Genomic DNA, 17159 nt, shown 5'->3' with positions numbered 1-17159 from the left:
ATGCAAAAATGAAGAATATTTTTCAAGACTTAAAACGCAAAGATCATAAACGCTATCTGGGTGGACTGGATGTTTTTAAATATATTGGTCCGGGGCTTCTGGTTACGGTAGGATTTATTGATCCGGGAAACTGGGCTTCTAACTTCGCCGCCGGTTCCGAATTTGGCTATTCCTTACTTTGGGTGGTTACATTGTCCACTATTATGCTGATTGTGCTTCAGCACAACGTTGCCCACCTGGGGATTGTTACCGGACTTTGCCTTTCGGAGGCGGCCACTAAATACACTCCCAAATGGGTGTCGCGACCTATTCTTGGTACGGCGGTATTGGCGTCGATTTCTACTTCTTTAGCGGAAATTCTGGGAGGTGCCATTGCGTTGGAAATGCTCTTTGATATTCCTATTATATGGGGAGCTGTGTTGACTACGCTTTTTGTCTCTATCATGCTTTTCACTAATTCGTATAAAAAGATAGAGCGTTCCATCATTGCATTTGTCTCCGTTATCGGGCTTTCGTTTATCTACGAACTGTTTCTGGTGGAAATAGACTGGCCGGCTGCGACAGCAGGGTGGGTGACTCCTTCTTTTCCGAAAGGAAGTATGCTGATTATCATGAGTGTGTTGGGAGCGGTAGTGATGCCTCATAATCTGTTTCTTCATTCGGAGGTGATTCAGAGTCACGAATATAATAAGAAAGATGATGCTTCTATTAAGAAGGTCTTGAAATATGAGTTGTTTGATACTCTTTTCTCTATGATTGTCGGCTGGGCGATTAACAGTGCCATGATTCTTCTGGCTGCCGCTACTTTCTTTAAAAGCGGTATTCAGGTAGAGGAACTGCAACAGGCTAAGTCATTGCTCGAACCTTTGTTGGGAAGTAATGCTGCCATCGTATTTGCACTGGCATTGCTGATGGCGGGTATTTCATCCACCATTACGAGCGGAATGGCGGCGGGTTCCATCTTTGCGGGTATTTTCGGTGAATCGTATCATATCAAAGACAGCCATTCGCAGGTAGGAGTCCTTTTATCTCTGGGAATTGCCTTATTGCTGATTTTCTTTATTGGAGATCCTTTCAAAGGATTGATTATTTCGCAGATGATACTTAGTATTCAATTACCTTTCACGGTATTTTTGCAGGTGGGACTGACGTCTTCCCGAAAGGTGATGGGAGATTATGTCAACAGTCGTTGGAGCACGTTTGTGTTGTATTCGATTGCCATTATTGTTTCGGTACTGAATATCATGCTTTTGTTTTCATAAAATGAATATAAATCAATACATATAGATCGATGAAGATTATTACTTATAATGTGAACGGACTACGTGCTGCCGTATCTAAAGGTTTGCCGGAATGGCTGGCGCAGGAGAATCCTGATATTCTTTGTCTGCAAGAGACGAAACTGCAACCGGACCAGTATCCGGGAGAGGTGTTTGAAGCGTTGGGTTACAAGTCTTATTTGTATTCGGCGCAGAAGAAAGGATACAGTGGAGTGGCCATACTTACCAAGCAGGAACCGGACCATGTGGAATATGGGATGGGAATGGAGGCTTATGATAATGAAGGACGTTTTATCCGGGCGGATTTCGGAGACTTATCGGTAGTCAGTGTTTATCACCCTTCGGGGACGAGTGGGGACGAACGCCAGGCTTTTAAAATGGTGTGGCTGGAAGATTTTCAAAAGTATGTGATGGAGTTGCAGAAGTCCCGTCCCAATTTGATTCTTTGTGGCGATTATAATATCTGCCATGAGCCGATCGACATTCATGATCCTGTCCGGAATGCAACAAACAGTGGTTTCCTTCCTGAAGAACGGGAGTGGATGACACGTTTCCTGTCTGCGGGGTATGTTGATTCTTTCCGTACGCTTTGTCCCGAAAAACAGGAATATACCTGGTGGAGCTATCGTTTTAATTCTCGTGCCAAAAATAAGGGTTGGAGAATTGACTATTGTATGGTCAGTGAGCCGGTACGCCCGCTGTTGAAACGGGCGTATATCCTGAATGAGGCCGTACATTCCGACCATTGTCCGATGGTGTTGGAAATATTATAGGATAGTAATACTCAATTTACGGGCGTCTTATATTTTTGTGCGAAATAAAAATGCAAAATAGTTTATGGAAGATAGAATACAGAAAGCAGTGGAGCTTTTTAAGAGCGGATATAACTGTTCGCAGTCGGTGGTAGCAGCCTTTGCAGATATGTATGGATTTACACAGGAACAGGCGTTACGTATGGGTGCTTCCTTTGGCGGGGGAATAGGACGAATGCGCGAAACGTGTGGAGCTGCCTGCGGCATGTTTTTGGTGGCGGGCTTGGAAACCGGCGCTACGGAAGCGACAGACCGGGAAGGAAAAGCTGCCAATTATGCGGTGGTGCAAGAACTGGCGGCTGAATTTAAGAAGCGTAACGGCTCGCTGATTTGTGGCGAATTGTTGGGATTAAAGAAAAAAGATCCCGTTTCAACGATTCCGGAAGAGCGTACTGCTCAATATTATAGCAAGCGTCCTTGCGCTAAAATGGTGGAAGAAGCGGCAAGAATTTGGTCTGAATATCTCGAAAAGCATCCTAAATGAGGTTCTAAAATGCTTTTTTATTACAAAAACGATAAAAAAGTGCTCAATAAAGTGTTATATAACATAAAAATAACTATCTTTGTCTCCGAAATAAAATCTGAAAGTCTTTTTGACCGGATGATTTTAAGCATGTCTAACTAAAATTGCAAAGCAAATGTTGAAAGAAAAAGCTGGTGTAATTGCAGGTACTATCTGGAATGCACTGAACGAAACAGAAGGAATGACTGCCAAGCAGCTTAAAAAAGCAACTAAATTGGTTGACAAAGATCTGTTCCTCGGCCTTGGCTGGTTATTGAGAGAAGACAAAGTCTCTGTGGAAGAAGTTGAAGGTGAACTCTTCATCAAATTGATCTAAGCGAGTAACTCACTTAAGCAATAAAAAAATGCGTTGGTACATGATCATAATGTTATCAACGCATTTTTTTTTATTCCGCCATTTACGTATCTTTGCACACCAAAAAGATAAAATAATAAGAATTCAGAATGAAGAATATTCGCAACTTTTGCATTATTGCTCATATTGACCACGGTAAGTCAACGTTGGCCGACCGTCTGTTGGAGTTTACTAACACCATTCAGGTGACTTCAGGGCAGATGCTTGATAATATGGATCTGGAAAAAGAAAGAGGGATCACTATCAAGAGCCATGCGATCCAGATGGAATATACTTATCAGGGGGAGAAGTATGTCCTTAACCTGATTGATACTCCGGGACACGTGGACTTTTCGTATGAGGTGTCACGTTCTATCGCTGCATGTGAAGGGGCATTGCTGATTGTCGATGCTTCGCAGGGAGTGCAGGCGCAGACTATCTCGAATCTGTACATGGCAATTGAGCACGACCTTGAGATTATTCCGGTGATTAATAAATGCGATATGGCGAGTGCCAATCCCGAAGAAGTGGAGGACGAGATCATTGAATTGCTGGGCTGCAAGCGGGAGGAAGTGATCCGTGCATCCGGCAAAACGGGTATGGGAGTGGAAGAAATACTGGCGGCCGTGATCGAGCGTATTCCTCATCCGGAAGGAGATGAAGAGGCTCCGTTGCAAGCTTTGATTTTCGACTCTGTATTCAACTCTTTCCGTGGAATTATTGCTTATTTCAAGATTGAAAACGGTATGATTCGCAAGGGGGATAAGGTGAAATTCTTCAATACGGGAAAAGAGTATGATGCCGATGAAGTGGGAGTGCTGAAAATGGATATGGTACCTCGCAACGAACTTCGTACGGGGGATGTGGGATATATTATTTCCGGTATCAAGACTTCTAAAGAGGTGAAGGTGGGAGATACCATTACGCATATTGCCCGTCCGTGTGACAAGGCTATTGCCGGTTTTGAGGAAGTGAAGCCGATGGTGTTTGCCGGGGTTTATCCGATTGAGGCGGAGGATTTCGAAGATCTTCGCGCGTCTTTGGAAAAGTTGCAGCTGAATGATGCGTCGTTGACTTTCCAGCCGGAGTCTTCGCTGGCTTTGGGTTTTGGTTTCCGTTGTGGTTTCCTCGGATTGCTCCACATGGAGATTGTGCAGGAGCGTCTGGATCGTGAGTTTGACATGAATGTGATTACTACGGTACCGAACGTGTCCTACCATATCTATGACAAGCAAGGTAATATGAAGGAGGTGCACAACCCCGGTGGTATGCCCGACCCGACGATGATTGACCATATCGAGGAACCGTATATCAAAGCATCTATTATTACAACCACCGATTATATCGGTCCTATTATGACGCTTTGCCTGGGTAAACGTGGTGAATTGATTAAACAGGAATATATCTCCGGTAATCGTGTGGAAATCTATTACAATATGCCTTTGGGAGAGATTGTGATTGATTTCTACGATAAGTTGAAGAGTATTTCCAAAGGGTATGCGTCGTTTGATTATCATCCGAATGGTTTCCGTACTTCCAAACTGGTGAAGCTGGATATCTTGTTGAACGGTGAGCCTGTGGATGCACTTTCTACTTTGACACATATTGACAATGCTTACGATATGGGACGACGGATGTGTGAGAAGCTGAAAGAGCTCATTCCGCGCCAGCAGTTTGATATTGCCATTCAGGCGGCTATCGGAGCGAAGATTATTTCGCGTGAAACCATTAAGGCGGTCCGTAAGGATGTGACAGCGAAGTGTTACGGGGGTGACGTGAGCCGTAAACGTAAACTGCTTGAGAAGCAGAAAAAAGGTAAGAAACGAATGAAACAAATCGGTAACGTGGAGGTGCCGCAAAAAGCCTTCCTCGCTGTACTGAAACTAGATTAAAATACTGCCGCAAGCAATTTTTCAGAGATATGTTCTGAACAAATTGACTTGCGGTTAGTTTTTAATACACAAACAACTATAAATATGAGAAAAGTTCTGTCTTTTTCGGGCTTCCTGATGTTGGGGCTCATCGTTTCGCAATTCCTGCCGGTGATGGCAGGAGATGGGTATGGAGCTGTTAAATCCATATCGAATGTACTGCTCTATGTATGCCTTAGTTTTATAATGATTAATGTAGGCCGTGAGTTTGTCCTTGATAAAACGAGGTGGAAAAGTTACGCTCAAGATTATTTTATTGCGATGGCGACGGCTGCTTTACCGTGGTTTATGATTGCTATTTATTATGTGTTTATTTTGCTTCCGCCCGATTTCTGGAATAGTTGGGAAGCATGGAAGGAGAATTTGCTGCTAAGCCGTTTTGCCGCACCTACATCGGCCGGTATTCTGTTTACAATGTTGGCGGCTATCGGACTGAAGTCCAGTTGGATTTATAAGAAAATACAGGTATTGGCAATTTTCGATGATTTGGATACGATTCTTTTGATGATTCCTCTTCAGATTATGATGATCGGACTGCGCTGGCAGTTGATTATTGTGGTGGTGATTGTATTCTTGTTATTGTCGATCGGCTGGCAAAGATTGAATAAGTATGATTGGCGTCAGGACTGGAAGGCTATCCTCTTTTATTCAGTGATTATATTTCTGGCTACTCAAATACTGTATCTGGGGAGTAAAGAATTGTATGGGGACGAGGGAAGTATTCATATTGAAGTCCTGTTGCCGGCATTTGTTTTGGGTATGATCATGAAACATAAGGAACATGATACACCGGTGGAACGAAAGGTGTCTACCGGAATTTCATTTTTCTTCATGTTTCTGGTGGGAATGAGCATGCCGCATTTTATTGGAGTGAACTTTGCGGAGACTCATGCAGGTTCTTATTCCGTAACCGGTTCGCAGGAGATGATGTCGTGGGGAATGATTCTGTTTCATGTGGTGATTGTCTCTTTATTGTCGAATATAGGAAAGCTTTGTCCGATGTTCTTCTATCGTGACCGGAAATTAAGTGAGCGGCTGGCTCTTTCCATCGGTATGTTTACCCGTGGCGAGGTAGGGGCCGGAATCATTTTCATTGCATTGGGATATAACTTGGGTGGCCCTGCATTGGTTATTTCAGTGCTTACTCTGGTATTGAATCTGATTCTGACGGGTATCTTCGTTCTTTGGGTGAAGAATCTGGCTTTGCGGAGTTATGCGGATTGACGTGATATGGAAATGTTGTGGAGTATTTTTTTAGGCACGGATTACACGGATTTCACGGTTTTTAGAAATACGATTGCATAAAGCAACAGCGTAATCCGTGTAATCCGTGCCTGAATAATATCAGTTAGTAATCTGTCGAATCGTCCTCTACGTCAATGGGGAGAATCTTTTGGCTTTCTTCATGCGGCAACTGTTCCACTTGCCGCAGTTTGCGTTCGATGGCACGTGTCCGTTTTCCCATGACTTCTTCGAGTTGGTCACCGGCGCTTTGCAGGTTCTTTTGTACTTTTTCAAGCAACCCTCCGAATTTACTGAATTCTGTTTTGACAGCTCCCAATACGGTCCAGACTTCTCCGGTACGTTTTTGGATAGCGAGCGTGCGGAATCCCATCTGAAGACTGTTGAGAATGGCGCCTAATGTTGTCGGTCCCGTAACTACAATCTTATACTCCTTTTGGAGTGTTTCGATGAGACTGGTACGACGGATTACTTCGGCATATATGCTTTCAAACGGCAGGAACATAATGGCAAAGTCTGTGGTAAACGGCGGGTCTACATATTTATCATGGATGTCTTTTGCCATCTTTTTGATTGTATTTTCCAATTGCTTGCCGCACGATTCCATCAATGCTGTGTCTCCCGCTTCGAATGCGTCGTAGTATTGTTCGTATACATCTTTGGGGAATTTGGCGTCGATGGGGAGGTAGACGGTGCTGTTGGCGTCATCTTTTCCCGGAAGTTTGATGGCAAACTCCACAAATTCGGTTCCGCTCTTTTTCGTTTTGACATTGGCGTCGTACTGTTCGGGGCTCATCATTTGTTCTAAGAGTGCACCCAATTGGACTTCGCCGAACGTGCCTCTCATCTTTACGTTGCTCAATACCTTTTTCAGCCCACCGACATCTTGGGCGAGAGATTTCATTTCTCCCAGTCCTTTTTGTACGTTTTCAAGTTGCGAACGGACGATTTCGAATGATTGGCCGATACGTTCGTTAAGTGTTTTTTGTAACTTTTCCTCTACCATCAAACGCATATCGTCGAGACGTTTTTCGGTGGATTTCAGCAATGCTTCCTGCTGGCGGGCCATCATGTCGAATTTCTGTCGTTGCAGTTCTCCGGTGGTCATCATATTCTTGTGCAGAACATCTTGAAGCTGTTGCATATTCTGGTTCAGCGTTTGCGTCATTTCCATGCGAAGTTCCCGGATGCTGCGGTTCAGTTCTTCCCGGTTTTCCTGCATTTGCTGGCGCAAGGCTATTTGTAATTGTTCTGCTTGAGTTTGATTGTTGCCTTTGGTTAGTGATAATACAAGTAGGACTATCACTAACACGGCAATAACAATAAGTAGAATCAGTTCCATCAATATGTCAGAATTTCGTTTCCGGTTTCCGTTATCAGAATCATATTTTCCCATTGGGCGGAAGGCAGTCCGTCGTCGGTGCAGACAGTCCATCCGTCGGCTTCGTCTATGAATACTTCATAGGTTCCCATATTAATCATAGGTTCGATGGTGAAGGTCATGCCCGGCACAATCATCATGCCCGTACCCCGGCGTCCGAAATGTTCTACGTCCGGTTCTTCGTGGAATTGCATTCCTACGCCATGTCCGCAGAGATCACGGACTACGCTGAATCCGTTCTTTTCGGCATGTTCCTGAATGGCAGCGCCTACATCACCCAGCTGTTTCCAAGGTTGGGCGGCGGCAATGCCTATTTCCATACATTCTTTGGTTACCTGTACCAACTTTTGCATTTCAGGGCTGACGTCACCGATCATAAACATACGGGATGCATCGGAGAAATACCCTTTGTAAATGGTGGAAACATCCACATTGATGATATCTCCGCTTTTCAGAATCTCATTTTTATTGGGTATTCCGTGGCACACTACATCGTTGATGCTGGTGCAGACGCTTTTGGGAAATCCTTCGTAGTTGAGTGGGGCAGGGATAGCACCATGACTGGTAGTATAATCATATACGAGCACATCAATTTCTTCGGTGGACATGCCTTCCCGGATATTTTCCGAAATATAGTCCAGCAGTGCAGTATTGATTTTGGCACTTTCACGGATGCCTTCCAGTTGTTCGGGAGTACGGAGTACTTTGCGCGGTGGGAGTTTGTAACCTTGCTTTCTGTATTTCTGTATTTTTGCTTCTACTTCAGCCGGATAATTAGAGGGAGTAAACCGGAATCCCTTGATAAAGTTCTTCATTATGATAGCATATTTAATCGTATGACAAAGGTACGAGAATAAATGGAAAATATGCTTCCTTGTTTTCTAAAACTTTTCGATTCCTGATTATCGGCAGGTTTTTACCATTCGTATGAAACGCTAACTTGAGGTATCCATTCCCGTCTTTTTCGATGAACTTTCTATTTATATTGATCTCCTGATCGGATTCCAGCATTTGCTGAAGTTTCAATGAATCTTGTTGGTTCCATTCTTGTCCTGCTGCGGATAAGGGGAACAATAATAAACAAAGAATATTCAATTGATATTTTCGAATGTCCATACTGCGTTGTGCTAGTAGAGTTTATTGTATGGACGATGGAAAACAGGAAATGCTGCTCTAAACGATCAATGAATAGTAATTATTTCACATAATATGGGAATACTTCTCTTTTATTTATGATAGTTTTTTAGCTTTGAAAACCGGTTGTATCTTCTGAATCTCCGATTCAAAACCAAACCAGTAACCATGTCCTTCTTCATCGGTGGGAAGGAAACATAATCGTAGATTCTCGCGATATGCTCCATATTCTATTTCCCAGCTTTCAGGTGGTAGCTGTCTTTTGGTCCTTACTTTTTCTGCCGGAGCCTTTTTTAATGACATACCCGCTTCTATCCATGCAATGCTGACTTGTGCCAGGTAGTCGGGATAATGATTCTTGCAGAAATCATAGAGGATTAATCCTCTTTTTTCCAGACTAAGAGGGGTGTCAATGACATCAGTTTGAACTAAATGGTCGAGTAACTCATGTATAAAATGAGGGTTTTCCAGAATGAGTATCCGTGTGATGCTTCGCCAAGTGGGAGTATTATAGAAACCGTCTAACAGGCGGGACAGATAATGTGCTGTCTGTAGTTCATCTACGGTGATTTCACGAGTTTGAAGAACTTCGTATGGAGGGAGTGGGGAGTACTGTATGCCTAACTCGTCCGCTCTTCTTTTCATTTCGGTGCCCGGAAGTAATTTGAGGGATTCCAGTTGAATTTCTCCTGCGCCATACTCTGCTAAAGTACGGACATCATCGAAAATCTCTGATAGATGGTAGAGTGGGAGTCCTGCTATCAAGTCGGCATGAGTTTCCATATTTTTAAGTGAACATAGATATTTAAGTCCGGCCAGAGCGTCGGAGAGTTTTCCTATTCTCCGGCTTTGTTCAAGCACGTTTTCCCGTAGGCTTTGGATTCCGGCTTCCAGATGCAGCAGTCCTTTAGGGAGGGTGGCTAATTCCTGTTGGAGTTCATCGGAAAGGAGTGCGGGATGAATTTCCAGATGGAAACAGATATCCGGGTATTCGCGGAATAGATTTAGTAATTCTTTTGCCCGTTTGTTGTTGTAATTGAACGTGCGGTCCAGTACCCTCACGTTCTTGATTCCGTGTTGGTGTATTACGTCGAGACGTTTCCGGGTTGCTTCAAGAGATAGGGTGCGAACTGGCTTTTCACCTCCACTGACACAAAAGGCACAGGTGTTAAAACATCCGCGGGTGGTTTCTAACTGTACAAAAGGTTTGCTCCAGTTGAAGAAACGGCTCTTTTCGGGGGGAACCAATTCGGAAAACTTCATAACGCGGGCGAGTCCGTTGTCATGATATCCTCCCGATTCGTCCAGATAACAGAGTCCTGTGATTGATTTCCATTCTTTTCTTGGCTGATTCCACACTTTTAACCATAAAGGAAATACTTCTTCGCCTTCTCCGCGAAACACTCCGCTTACAAATTTGTTCTTATATAAGAAAGCTTCATTATCTCCTAAAAATTCGGGGCCTCCGAGTATGGCACAACAGTGGGGTAGTAATGCTTTTGCGCGTGAAACGATGTGTAGGAGTTGCTCGTGATTAAATAGCCAGTTGGTAGCTGCGATGATGTCCGGTTGATGACGGTAGATTTGATTGACGACACTGCCCGTATTTTCATTGATAGTGGCGGAGACTACGCACCATTCAATAGTGGTATCGTCTGCTATTTGAGCATGGAGTGCAGGGAGTGCCAATGAGGAGTGTGCGTACGAACTATTTAAATCAAGCCAAAGAAGTTTCATGTGGAAAATTTAATATTATCTTTGCAAAGGTACAAAAAACTTGTGGCTTGTGATGTATAGTAAATATAAAATGCTAATTTTGTATTAATAAACGCAATAAACTAGAGAATTATGAAAATGATAAAAAGATATGCAGGTATCTTGATGATGCTGACTTTATTGGTTGGCTTTACTTCGTGTGAAGACGATGAAGATATTTATGACGATTTGATGGGACGCACCTGGGTGGGTGATTTGTGGTTCGGTTCTGATTATAATCCGATAGAAAGTGGTATTCGCTTGGATAATAATGGGCTGGGAATAGACTATCAGGTTTATGATTATAATGGTAAATCTGCAGGTGATTTGCCTTTCCGGTGGTGGGTTGATTATGGCACATTGTACCTTGATTATGGACGTGATTTTGCTTTACGTGAGATAAGGGGCGTTCGTGTCAGAGGGCGTTATTTGCAAGGTGACCTGTATCTTGATGGAGGATATATTGATTATATTGAGTTGCAAATGCAATAGAATAAGATCTGATTTTAATAGAAAAAGGAGTTAAATCAAAATCAATTGATCTAACTCCTTCTCTTTTTTTTGAGTATAGTTTTATTTTTTCAAAAATAGCTTCTTGAACTCTGCCGGATAAGGCGTCTCGAACTCCATCAAATCTCCCGTTACCGGATGATAGAAACAAAGTTTGAAAGCATGGAGTGCCAGACGTCCGATAGGATTGGGGGAATCTTCTCTTCCATATCTTCCGTCACCGATAATGGGATGACCTAAATCCTGCATATGCACACGAATCTGGTTCTTCCGGCCGGTTTCCAGATCGAGCTCCAACAGGGAATATCCGTTGGCACGTTTGATTGTCCTGTAGTGGGTTATAGATTTTGAGCCGCCGTCATCATACTCGCTGGAACTTACATAAAGCGTTTTATCAGTCAGCCAGGAAACGACTGTATCATAATCTTTCTCCATATTACCTTCCACTACAGCTACATATCGGCGGTCGGTCACTATATCATGCCAGTTGTCGCGCAGGGTCCGCTGTGTTTTTTCGTCTTTGGCAAACATCATCAGACCGGAAGTGTCCCTGTCCAGGCGATGAACGATAAACACACGGAATTGACGTCCGGAGCGTTGCACATATTCATTGAGTATCGTGTAGGCCGTGCGCTCTTTCTGGCGTTCCGTATTGACTGATAAAAGTCCCTGCATCTTTTCGACAACAATGATATAGGCATCTTCATACACGATTTTCAGCAGTCTGTTATTAAATTCTTTCTTTCCTTTCTCTTTGCTGATTTGTACCTTCATGCCCGGTTCCAACGGGAAGTTGAATTGCGTGGTTATCACATTATCAACAAACACCACCCGCTTGCTTAGCAACGATTTCAATTTGGTGCGACTTGCGTCCGGCATCTTGGCAGCGAGGAACTCCATTAGTTCCATAGGTTCTTTCACTGCATAATTTGTATATTGAGCGCGTGCTTTTTCAGCAGGAGTTCTTCTGGGTCTTTTTTTCATTTCTTTTTCTTCTTTTGAGATTTTATTTTTCACCACAGATTACACACATTATAATAATCAATAATAAAAATCTGTGTTAACCTGTGTAATCTGCGGTGAACTTTTTATCGAAGTTCCAGTAACACAACATTTTCTACATGATGAGTGTGAGGGAACATATCTACCGGTTGGACGGCTTTCACTTTATACTTCTCATCAAGCAACTGCAGATCCCGTGCTTGAGTGGCAGGGTTGCAGCTTACATAAACAATCCGTTTCGGTTCAGCAAACAAAATGACGTCAACCACATCCTGATGCATGCCGGCACGGGGAGGGTCTGTGATAATTACATCCGGACGTCCATGCTGATTGATGAAATCCTGTGTCAGCATATCTTTCATGTCGCCGGCATAAAACAGTGCATTCTTGATATCATTGATTTCTGCATTTACCTTTGCGTCTTCAATAGCTTCCGGCACGTATTCGATACCGATCACCTGACGGGCTTGGCGTGAGACGAAGTTGGCGATTGTTCCTGTTCCTGTATAGAGGTCGTATACCAATTCGTTTCCTGTTAGTCCGGCAAAGTCACGGGCTACTTTATATAAATTATAAGCCTGTTCCGAGTTGGTCTGATAGAATGATTTCGGACCGACCTTGAAACGCAGTCCTTCCATCTCTTCAAAGATATGATCTTTCCCTTTAAATACGTGCACATCCAAATCATTGATGGTATCGTTGCACTTATTATTAATAATGTATAGAAGGGACGTGATTTCAGGGAAAGAGTCCGCTACAAATTGGAGTAACTGCTTGAACAGTTCCATTTCGTGCTCTTCCGTAATCTTACAAATAACGATCACCATCAGTTCCCCGGTTGAGGATGTGCGTACGATCATATTCCGCAGCATACCTTCCTGCGTGCGCAGATTGATGAAAGAGTAATCATTCTCGTAAGCATAGTCACGTATTGCATTCCGGATGCGGTTGGATATATCATCCTGCAACCAGCATTTCTCGATGGCCAGCACTTTGTCAAAGGCTCCCGGAATGTGGAAACCCACCGCATTCATCTGGTCATATTTCACATCCTGACGGACTTCCTCATTAGTCAGCCAGCGTTTGTTTGAAAAGGTGAACTCCAGTTTGTTTCTGTAGAATTCCGTTTTGGCAGAACCGAGAATCGGGGAAATTTCGGGAAGTTCGATCTTTCCGATACGTCTCAAATTATCTTCCACTTGCTTTTGCTTATACCTGATTTGCTCCGAATAGGGGAGCACTTGCCACTTGCAGCCACCGCATACGCCATAGTGTTGGCAGAAAGGAACAGCGCGATTGGGTGACAGCTCGTGAAACTTCACCGCTTCAGCTTCGGCATATTTATTCTTTTTACGCTTGATTTGCAGGTCTACCACATCACCCGGCACTACATAGGGAACAAAAATCACCAGGTCGTTTACTTTTGCGATGGCTTTTCCTTCGGCAGCCACATCCATGATTGTTACCTTCTCCAATAAGGGAAGCTCTTTTTTCTTTCTTGCCACTTTTACACCAGTCTAATAATTACTTTGCAAAAGTAGGTATTTTTTTTGGAAAAAATTCGGGTATATAGAAATATTCCGGATTGTAATGTCGAAATTGCATTTTGATAGAAAGTTTTTTCGCAAAAAGTTTTCAAGTTTGCGAAATATCCTTAGATTTGCGAAAAGATAATAGTCATAATGTAACTTTAAACACAATATTATGGATAAAAAAAGAGTTTATACCTTTGGTAATGGTCAGGCAGAAGGAAAAGCTGACATGAAGAATTTGCTCGGTGGTAAGGGAGCCAACCTTGCTGAAATGAATTTAATCGGAATTCCTGTCCCTCCCGGATTCACAATAACTACAGATGTTTGTACGGAATATAATACGCTAGGGCGTGATAAAGTGGTTGAGCTGCTGAAAGATGAAGTAGTAAAAGCGATCGCCCATGTGGAAGCGTTGATGAAATCTAAATTCGGTGACATTGAAAATCCTTTGTTGGTGTCTGTACGTTCCGGTGCACGCGCATCTATGCCGGGTATGATGGATACGATTTTGAATTTGGGATTGAATGATGAAGTGGTAGAAGGAATTATCCGTAAGACTGGTAATGCACGCTTTGCATGGGACTCTTATCGTCGTTTTGTACAGATGTACGGTGATGTGGTTCTGGGCATGAAGCCTACCAATAAAGATGATATCGACCCGTTTGAAGCCATCATCGAAGAGGTGAAGAAAGCGAAAGGGGTGGAACTGGATAACGAGCTGAAAGTGGAAGACTTGCAGGAACTCGTAAAGAAATTTAAAGCTGCCGTGAAGGAACAGACGGGAAAAGATTTCCCGACTTGTGCATATGAACAACTGTGGGGAGCTATCTGTGCCGTATTTGATTCATGGATGAATGAACGCGCTATTCTTTACCGTAAGATGGAAAGTATACCTGATGAATGGGGTACGGCTGTCAATGTACAGGCTATGGTATTCGGTAATATGGGTGATACTTCGGCTACAGGTGTGTGTTTCTCACGTGATGCCGGTACAGGTGAAGATCTTTTCAACGGTGAATACCTGATCAACGCGCAAGGTGAAGACGTTGTGGCCGGTATTCGTACTCCGCAACAGATCACCAAGATCGGTTCTCAACGTTGGGCTGTGTTGGCTGGCGTTACCGAAGATGTTCGCGCGGCGAAGTTCCCTTCCATGGAAGAGGCAATGCCGGAAATTTATAAAGAACTGGATGCTCTTCAGACCAAACTGGAAAATCACTATAAAGATATGCAGGACATGGAGTTCACTGTACAGGAAGGTAAACTTTGGTTCCTTCAGACGCGTAACGGTAAACGTACGGGTGCTGCCATGGTGAAGATTGCTATGGATTTGCTCCGTCAGGGCATGATTGACGAAAAGACTGCTTTGATGCGTGTGGAGCCGAATAAACTGGACGAACTGCTTCATCCTGTATTTGATAAAGATGCTTTGAAGAAAGCCAAAGTGCTGACTCGTGGTCTTCCGGCTTCTCCGGGTGCCGCAACCGGCCAGATTGTATTCTTCGCCGATGACGCTGCTGAATGGCATGCTGCCGGTAAACGCGTGGTGATGGTTCGCATCGAGACTTCTCCGGAAGACTTGGCGGGTATGGCAGTTGCCGAAGGTATTCTGACGGCTCGTGGCGGTATGACTTCTCATGCTGCTGTGGTGGCTCGTGGCATGGGTAAGTGCTGTGTATCGGGTGCGGGTGCATTGAATATTGATTATAAGAACCGTACTGTAGAAATCGACGGCGTTGTTTTGAAAGAAGGAGATTATATTTCTTTGAACGGGAGTACAGGTGTGGTATATAATGGCAAGGTGGAAACGAAAGCTGCAGAACTTTCCGGTGACTTTGCAGAATTGATGACATTGGCTGATAAATATACCCGTTTGCAGGTACGTACGAATGCGGATACTCCTCATGATGCGGAAGTCGCCCGTAACTTCGGTGCGGTAGGTATCGGTCTTTGCCGTACGGAGCATATGTTCTTCGAGGGTGAAAAGATCAAGGCAATGCGTGAAATGATTCTGGCAGAAAATGCAGAAGGACGTCGGAAAGCATTGGCTAAGATTCTTCCATACCAACAGGAAGATTTTAAGGGTATCTTTAAAGCAATGGCAGGTTGTCCGGTAACTGTCCGTTTGCTCGATCCTCCTTTGCACGAGTTCGTTCCTCACGATTTGAAAGGACAGCAGGAAATGGCAGATACTATGGGGGTGAGCTTGCAATATATCCAGCAGCGTGTAGAATCACTGTGTGAGCATAACCCGATGTTGGGTCACCGTGGTTGCCGTCTGGGAAATACTTATCCTGAAATTACACAGATGCAGACACGTGCCATCTTAGGTGCTGCATTGGAACTGAAGAAAGAAGGAGTGGAAACTCATCCGGAAATCATGGTTCCGTTGACTGGTATCCTGTATGAATTCAAGGAGCAGGAAAATGTAATCCGCTCGGAAGCAAAGAAGTTGTTTGAGGAAGTGGGAGATAGTATCGACTTCAAAGTTGGTACAATGATCGAAATCCCGCGTGCAGCTTTGACTGCCGACCGTATCGCTTCTTCTGCCGAGTTCTTCTCATTCGGTACAAATGACTTGACGCAGATGACTTTCGGTTATTCTCGTGATGATATAGCTTCTTTCCTTCCTGTTTATCTGGAAAAGAAGATTTTAAAAGTGGATCCGTTCCAGGTTCTCGACCAGAATGGTGTGGGACAATTGGTACGTATGGCTACAGAAAAGGGCCGTGCTATCCGTCCGGATCTGAAATGTGGTATTTGTGGTGAACATGGTGGTGAGCCTTCTTCTGTGAAGTTCTGCCACCGGGTAGGTTTGAACTACGTTAGTTGTTCTCCGTTCAGAGTGCCGATTGCCAGACTGGCGGCGGCGCAGGCAGCAATAGAAGGATAGTCAAATACGCTGGTTAGGTACTTAACTATCTGATAAATAGACTGTAAATACTTGTGAAAGTATTTGCAGTCTATTTTTTATTGTCCGCTTTGTCTTGGGCATTCGTTCTCTTGGTTAAATAAATATTTGGTATTTATTATAAAAAACTAACCAAATGTTTGTTTAATCGTAAAAACAGCTTTACATTTGCACCCCAGAAATCGACCGAATTGGGGTCTAACGTTTAATTTAAAAAACAAAGAAGATGAAAAAGGGTTTATTATTGGTAGTTGTAATGTTGGCAACTATCGCTGTAAAAGCACAAGACATTTACGTAGGCGGATCTTTGAATCTGTGGCGTAACAGTACAGGCAACACTACCTCTTTTAAAATTGCTCCGGAAATCGGATACAACTTTAATGAGACATGGGCATTGGGTGCTGAATTGGACTATTCACACAATTATGTTACAGGACAAACTGCAAACTCTGTATTTGTAGCTCCGTACATTCGTTGGTCTTATTGTGAAACCGGTGCTGTCCGTCTGTTTCTGGACGGAACTGCTGCTATCGGCTTCGTGAAAATTAAAGATGGAGACACTACCAAGGCTGGACAAGTGGGACTTAGACCGGGTATTGCCGTTAAATTGAACGATCACTTTTCTTTTATTGCCAAGTATGGTTTCTTGGGATATCGTAGAAATGTAAATACGCTTGGAGATTCTTTTGGTCTTGAACTTACCAGTGAAGATCTTTCAATTGGTTTCCATTACGCTTTCTGATAAGAGGAAAACAGTTTAATCAAATAGGAAAGGGAGTTCTCAAAAATAGGGAATTCCCTTTTTCTATGTA

At 43.5% G+C, this 17159-nt stretch carries 14 protein-coding genes and 1 pseudogene; 9 read left to right on the top strand and 6 right to left on the bottom strand.

What is annotated here, in order from left to right:
* Positions 1-8 precede the first annotated feature (8 nt).
* The 6 genes from I2I13_RS12130 (at position 9) to I2I13_RS12105 (ending at position 6104) form a co-directional block, all read left to right on the top strand.
* Entirely contained in the window at positions 9-1262 is a 1254-nt protein-coding gene (locus I2I13_RS12130; RefSeq protein ID WP_004295597.1) for an Nramp family divalent metal transporter, read from the top strand.
* Positions 1263-1291: 29 nt separating this feature from the next.
* On the top strand, positions 1292-2053 hold the full coding sequence (locus I2I13_RS12125; protein ID WP_195649608.1) for an exodeoxyribonuclease III: 762 nt from the start codon (positions 1292-1294) through the stop codon (positions 2051-2053).
* A gap of 64 nt (positions 2054-2117) precedes the next feature.
* Positions 2118-2576, top strand: coding sequence for a C-GCAxxG-C-C family protein (locus I2I13_RS12120; RefSeq protein ID WP_004295601.1), 459 nt, complete (start codon positions 2118-2120; stop codon positions 2574-2576).
* 154 nt (positions 2577-2730) lie between these two features.
* Entirely contained in the window at positions 2731-2931 is a 201-nt protein-coding gene (locus I2I13_RS12115) for a winged helix-turn-helix domain-containing protein (RefSeq protein WP_004295603.1), read from the top strand.
* A 128-nt stretch (positions 2932-3059) separates the two neighbouring features.
* On the top strand, positions 3060-4841 hold the full coding sequence (gene lepA / locus I2I13_RS12110; protein WP_195649607.1) for a translation elongation factor 4: 1782 nt from the start codon (positions 3060-3062) through the stop codon (positions 4839-4841).
* 84 nt (positions 4842-4925) lie between these two features.
* Complete coding sequence (locus I2I13_RS12105; RefSeq protein WP_195649606.1) at positions 4926-6104, top strand: sodium:proton antiporter; 1179 nt, start codon at positions 4926-4928, stop codon at positions 6102-6104.
* A 124-nt stretch (positions 6105-6228) separates the two neighbouring features.
* On the opposite strand, the gene I2I13_RS12100 is transcribed toward I2I13_RS12105, so the two are convergent.
* The 4 genes and pseudogenes from I2I13_RS12100 to I2I13_RS12085 form a co-directional block, all read right to left on the bottom strand.
* The gene (locus tag I2I13_RS12100) at positions 6229-7464 is read right to left on the bottom strand and encodes a DNA recombination protein RmuC (protein ID WP_195649605.1); all 1236 of its coding nucleotides are present in this window, start codon (positions 7462-7464) and stop codon (positions 6229-6231) included.
* Positions 7464-8318 (bottom strand): type I methionyl aminopeptidase, encoded by an 855-nt coding sequence (map, locus tag I2I13_RS12095; RefSeq protein WP_195649604.1) that lies wholly within the window; start codon positions 8316-8318, stop codon positions 7464-7466. The genes I2I13_RS12100 and map overlap by 1 nt, the downstream gene beginning before the upstream one ends.
* Before the next feature lie 144 nt (positions 8319-8462).
* A pseudogene (locus I2I13_RS12090) lies at positions 8463-8619 on the bottom strand (DUF4858 domain-containing protein); the annotation flags it as partial.
* A gap of 114 nt (positions 8620-8733) precedes the next feature.
* Positions 8734-10374, bottom strand: coding sequence for a B12-binding domain-containing radical SAM protein (locus tag I2I13_RS12085; RefSeq protein ID WP_195649603.1), 1641 nt, complete (start codon positions 10372-10374; stop codon positions 8734-8736).
* 111 nt (positions 10375-10485) lie between these two features.
* Here I2I13_RS12085 and I2I13_RS12080 point away from each other — a divergent pair, with 111 nt between their 5' ends.
* Complete coding sequence (locus I2I13_RS12080) at positions 10486-10884, top strand: hypothetical protein (RefSeq protein WP_148366982.1); 399 nt, start codon at positions 10486-10488, stop codon at positions 10882-10884.
* 81 nt (positions 10885-10965) lie between these two features.
* Here I2I13_RS12080 and I2I13_RS12075 read toward each other — a convergent pair whose 3' ends face one another.
* Together I2I13_RS12075 and rlmD are read right to left on the bottom strand one after the other, a co-directional pair.
* Positions 10966-11886 carry an RluA family pseudouridine synthase gene (locus I2I13_RS12075; RefSeq protein WP_099145921.1) on the bottom strand — a complete coding sequence of 307 codons (921 nt, stop codon included), beginning with the start codon at positions 11884-11886 and terminating at the stop codon, positions 10966-10968.
* Between the two features lie 104 nt (positions 11887-11990).
* The gene (gene rlmD / locus I2I13_RS12070) at positions 11991-13361 is read right to left on the bottom strand and encodes a 23S rRNA (uracil(1939)-C(5))-methyltransferase RlmD (protein ID WP_229128628.1); all 1371 of its coding nucleotides are present in this window, start codon (positions 13359-13361) and stop codon (positions 11991-11993) included.
* Between the two features lie 247 nt (positions 13362-13608).
* Between rlmD and ppdK the strand changes: the two genes are divergently transcribed.
* Positions 13609-16329 carry a pyruvate, phosphate dikinase gene (gene ppdK / locus I2I13_RS12065; protein ID WP_195649602.1) on the top strand — a complete coding sequence of 907 codons (2721 nt, stop codon included), beginning with the start codon at positions 13609-13611 and terminating at the stop codon, positions 16327-16329.
* Positions 16330-16573: 244 nt separating this feature from the next.
* A complete protein-coding gene (locus I2I13_RS12060) occupies positions 16574-17089 on the top strand; it encodes an outer membrane beta-barrel protein (RefSeq protein ID WP_148366979.1) in 516 nt (171 codons plus the stop codon).
* Positions 17090-17159: the final 70 nt, after the last annotated feature.

Source organism: Bacteroides sp. D55t1_190419_B8 (genome assembly GCF_015558905.1).
In the GTDB taxonomy this organism is placed as follows: Bacteria; Bacteroidota; Bacteroidia; order Bacteroidales; family Bacteroidaceae; genus Bacteroides; species Bacteroides vicugnae.
Note: the sequence above shows the minus strand (reverse complement) of the source record. Positions and strands in the feature narration are given on the sequence as shown.

Bases quoted from the DNA above. Each gene is read 5' to 3' on its own strand.
- lepA (WP_195649607.1), top strand. From the start codon at position 3,060: ATGAAGAATATTCGCAACTTTTGCATTATTGCTCATATTGACCACGGT.
- I2I13_RS12085 (WP_195649603.1), bottom strand. From the start codon at position 10,374: ATGAAACTTCTTTGGCTTGATTTAAATAGTTCGTACGCACACTCCTCA.
- I2I13_RS12060 (WP_148366979.1), top strand. From the start codon at position 16,574: ATGAAAAAGGGTTTATTATTGGTAGTTGTAATGTTGGCAACTATCGCT.
- I2I13_RS12125 (WP_195649608.1), top strand. From the start codon at position 1,292: ATGAAGATTATTACTTATAATGTGAACGGACTACGTGCTGCCGTATCT.
- I2I13_RS12130 (WP_004295597.1), top strand. From the start codon at position 9: ATGAAGAATATTTTTCAAGACTTAAAACGCAAAGATCATAAACGCTAT.
- I2I13_RS12075 (WP_099145921.1), bottom strand. From the start codon at position 11,886: ATGAAAAAAAGACCCAGAAGAACTCCTGCTGAAAAAGCACGCGCTCAA.
- rlmD (WP_229128628.1), bottom strand. From the start codon at position 13,361: ATGGATGTGGCTGCCGAAGGAAAAGCCATCGCAAAAGTAAACGACCTG.
- I2I13_RS12100 (WP_195649605.1), bottom strand. From the start codon at position 7,464: ATGGAACTGATTCTACTTATTGTTATTGCCGTGTTAGTGATAGTCCTA.
- I2I13_RS12115 (WP_004295603.1), top strand. From the start codon at position 2,731: ATGTTGAAAGAAAAAGCTGGTGTAATTGCAGGTACTATCTGGAATGCA.
- I2I13_RS12120 (WP_004295601.1), top strand. From the start codon at position 2,118: ATGGAAGATAGAATACAGAAAGCAGTGGAGCTTTTTAAGAGCGGATAT.
- map (WP_195649604.1), bottom strand. From the start codon at position 8,318: ATGAAGAACTTTATCAAGGGATTCCGGTTTACTCCCTCTAATTATCCG.
- ppdK (WP_195649602.1), top strand. From the start codon at position 13,609: ATGGATAAAAAAAGAGTTTATACCTTTGGTAATGGTCAGGCAGAAGGA.
- I2I13_RS12080 (WP_148366982.1), top strand. From the start codon at position 10,486: ATGAAAATGATAAAAAGATATGCAGGTATCTTGATGATGCTGACTTTA.
- I2I13_RS12105 (WP_195649606.1), top strand. From the start codon at position 4,926: ATGAGAAAAGTTCTGTCTTTTTCGGGCTTCCTGATGTTGGGGCTCATC.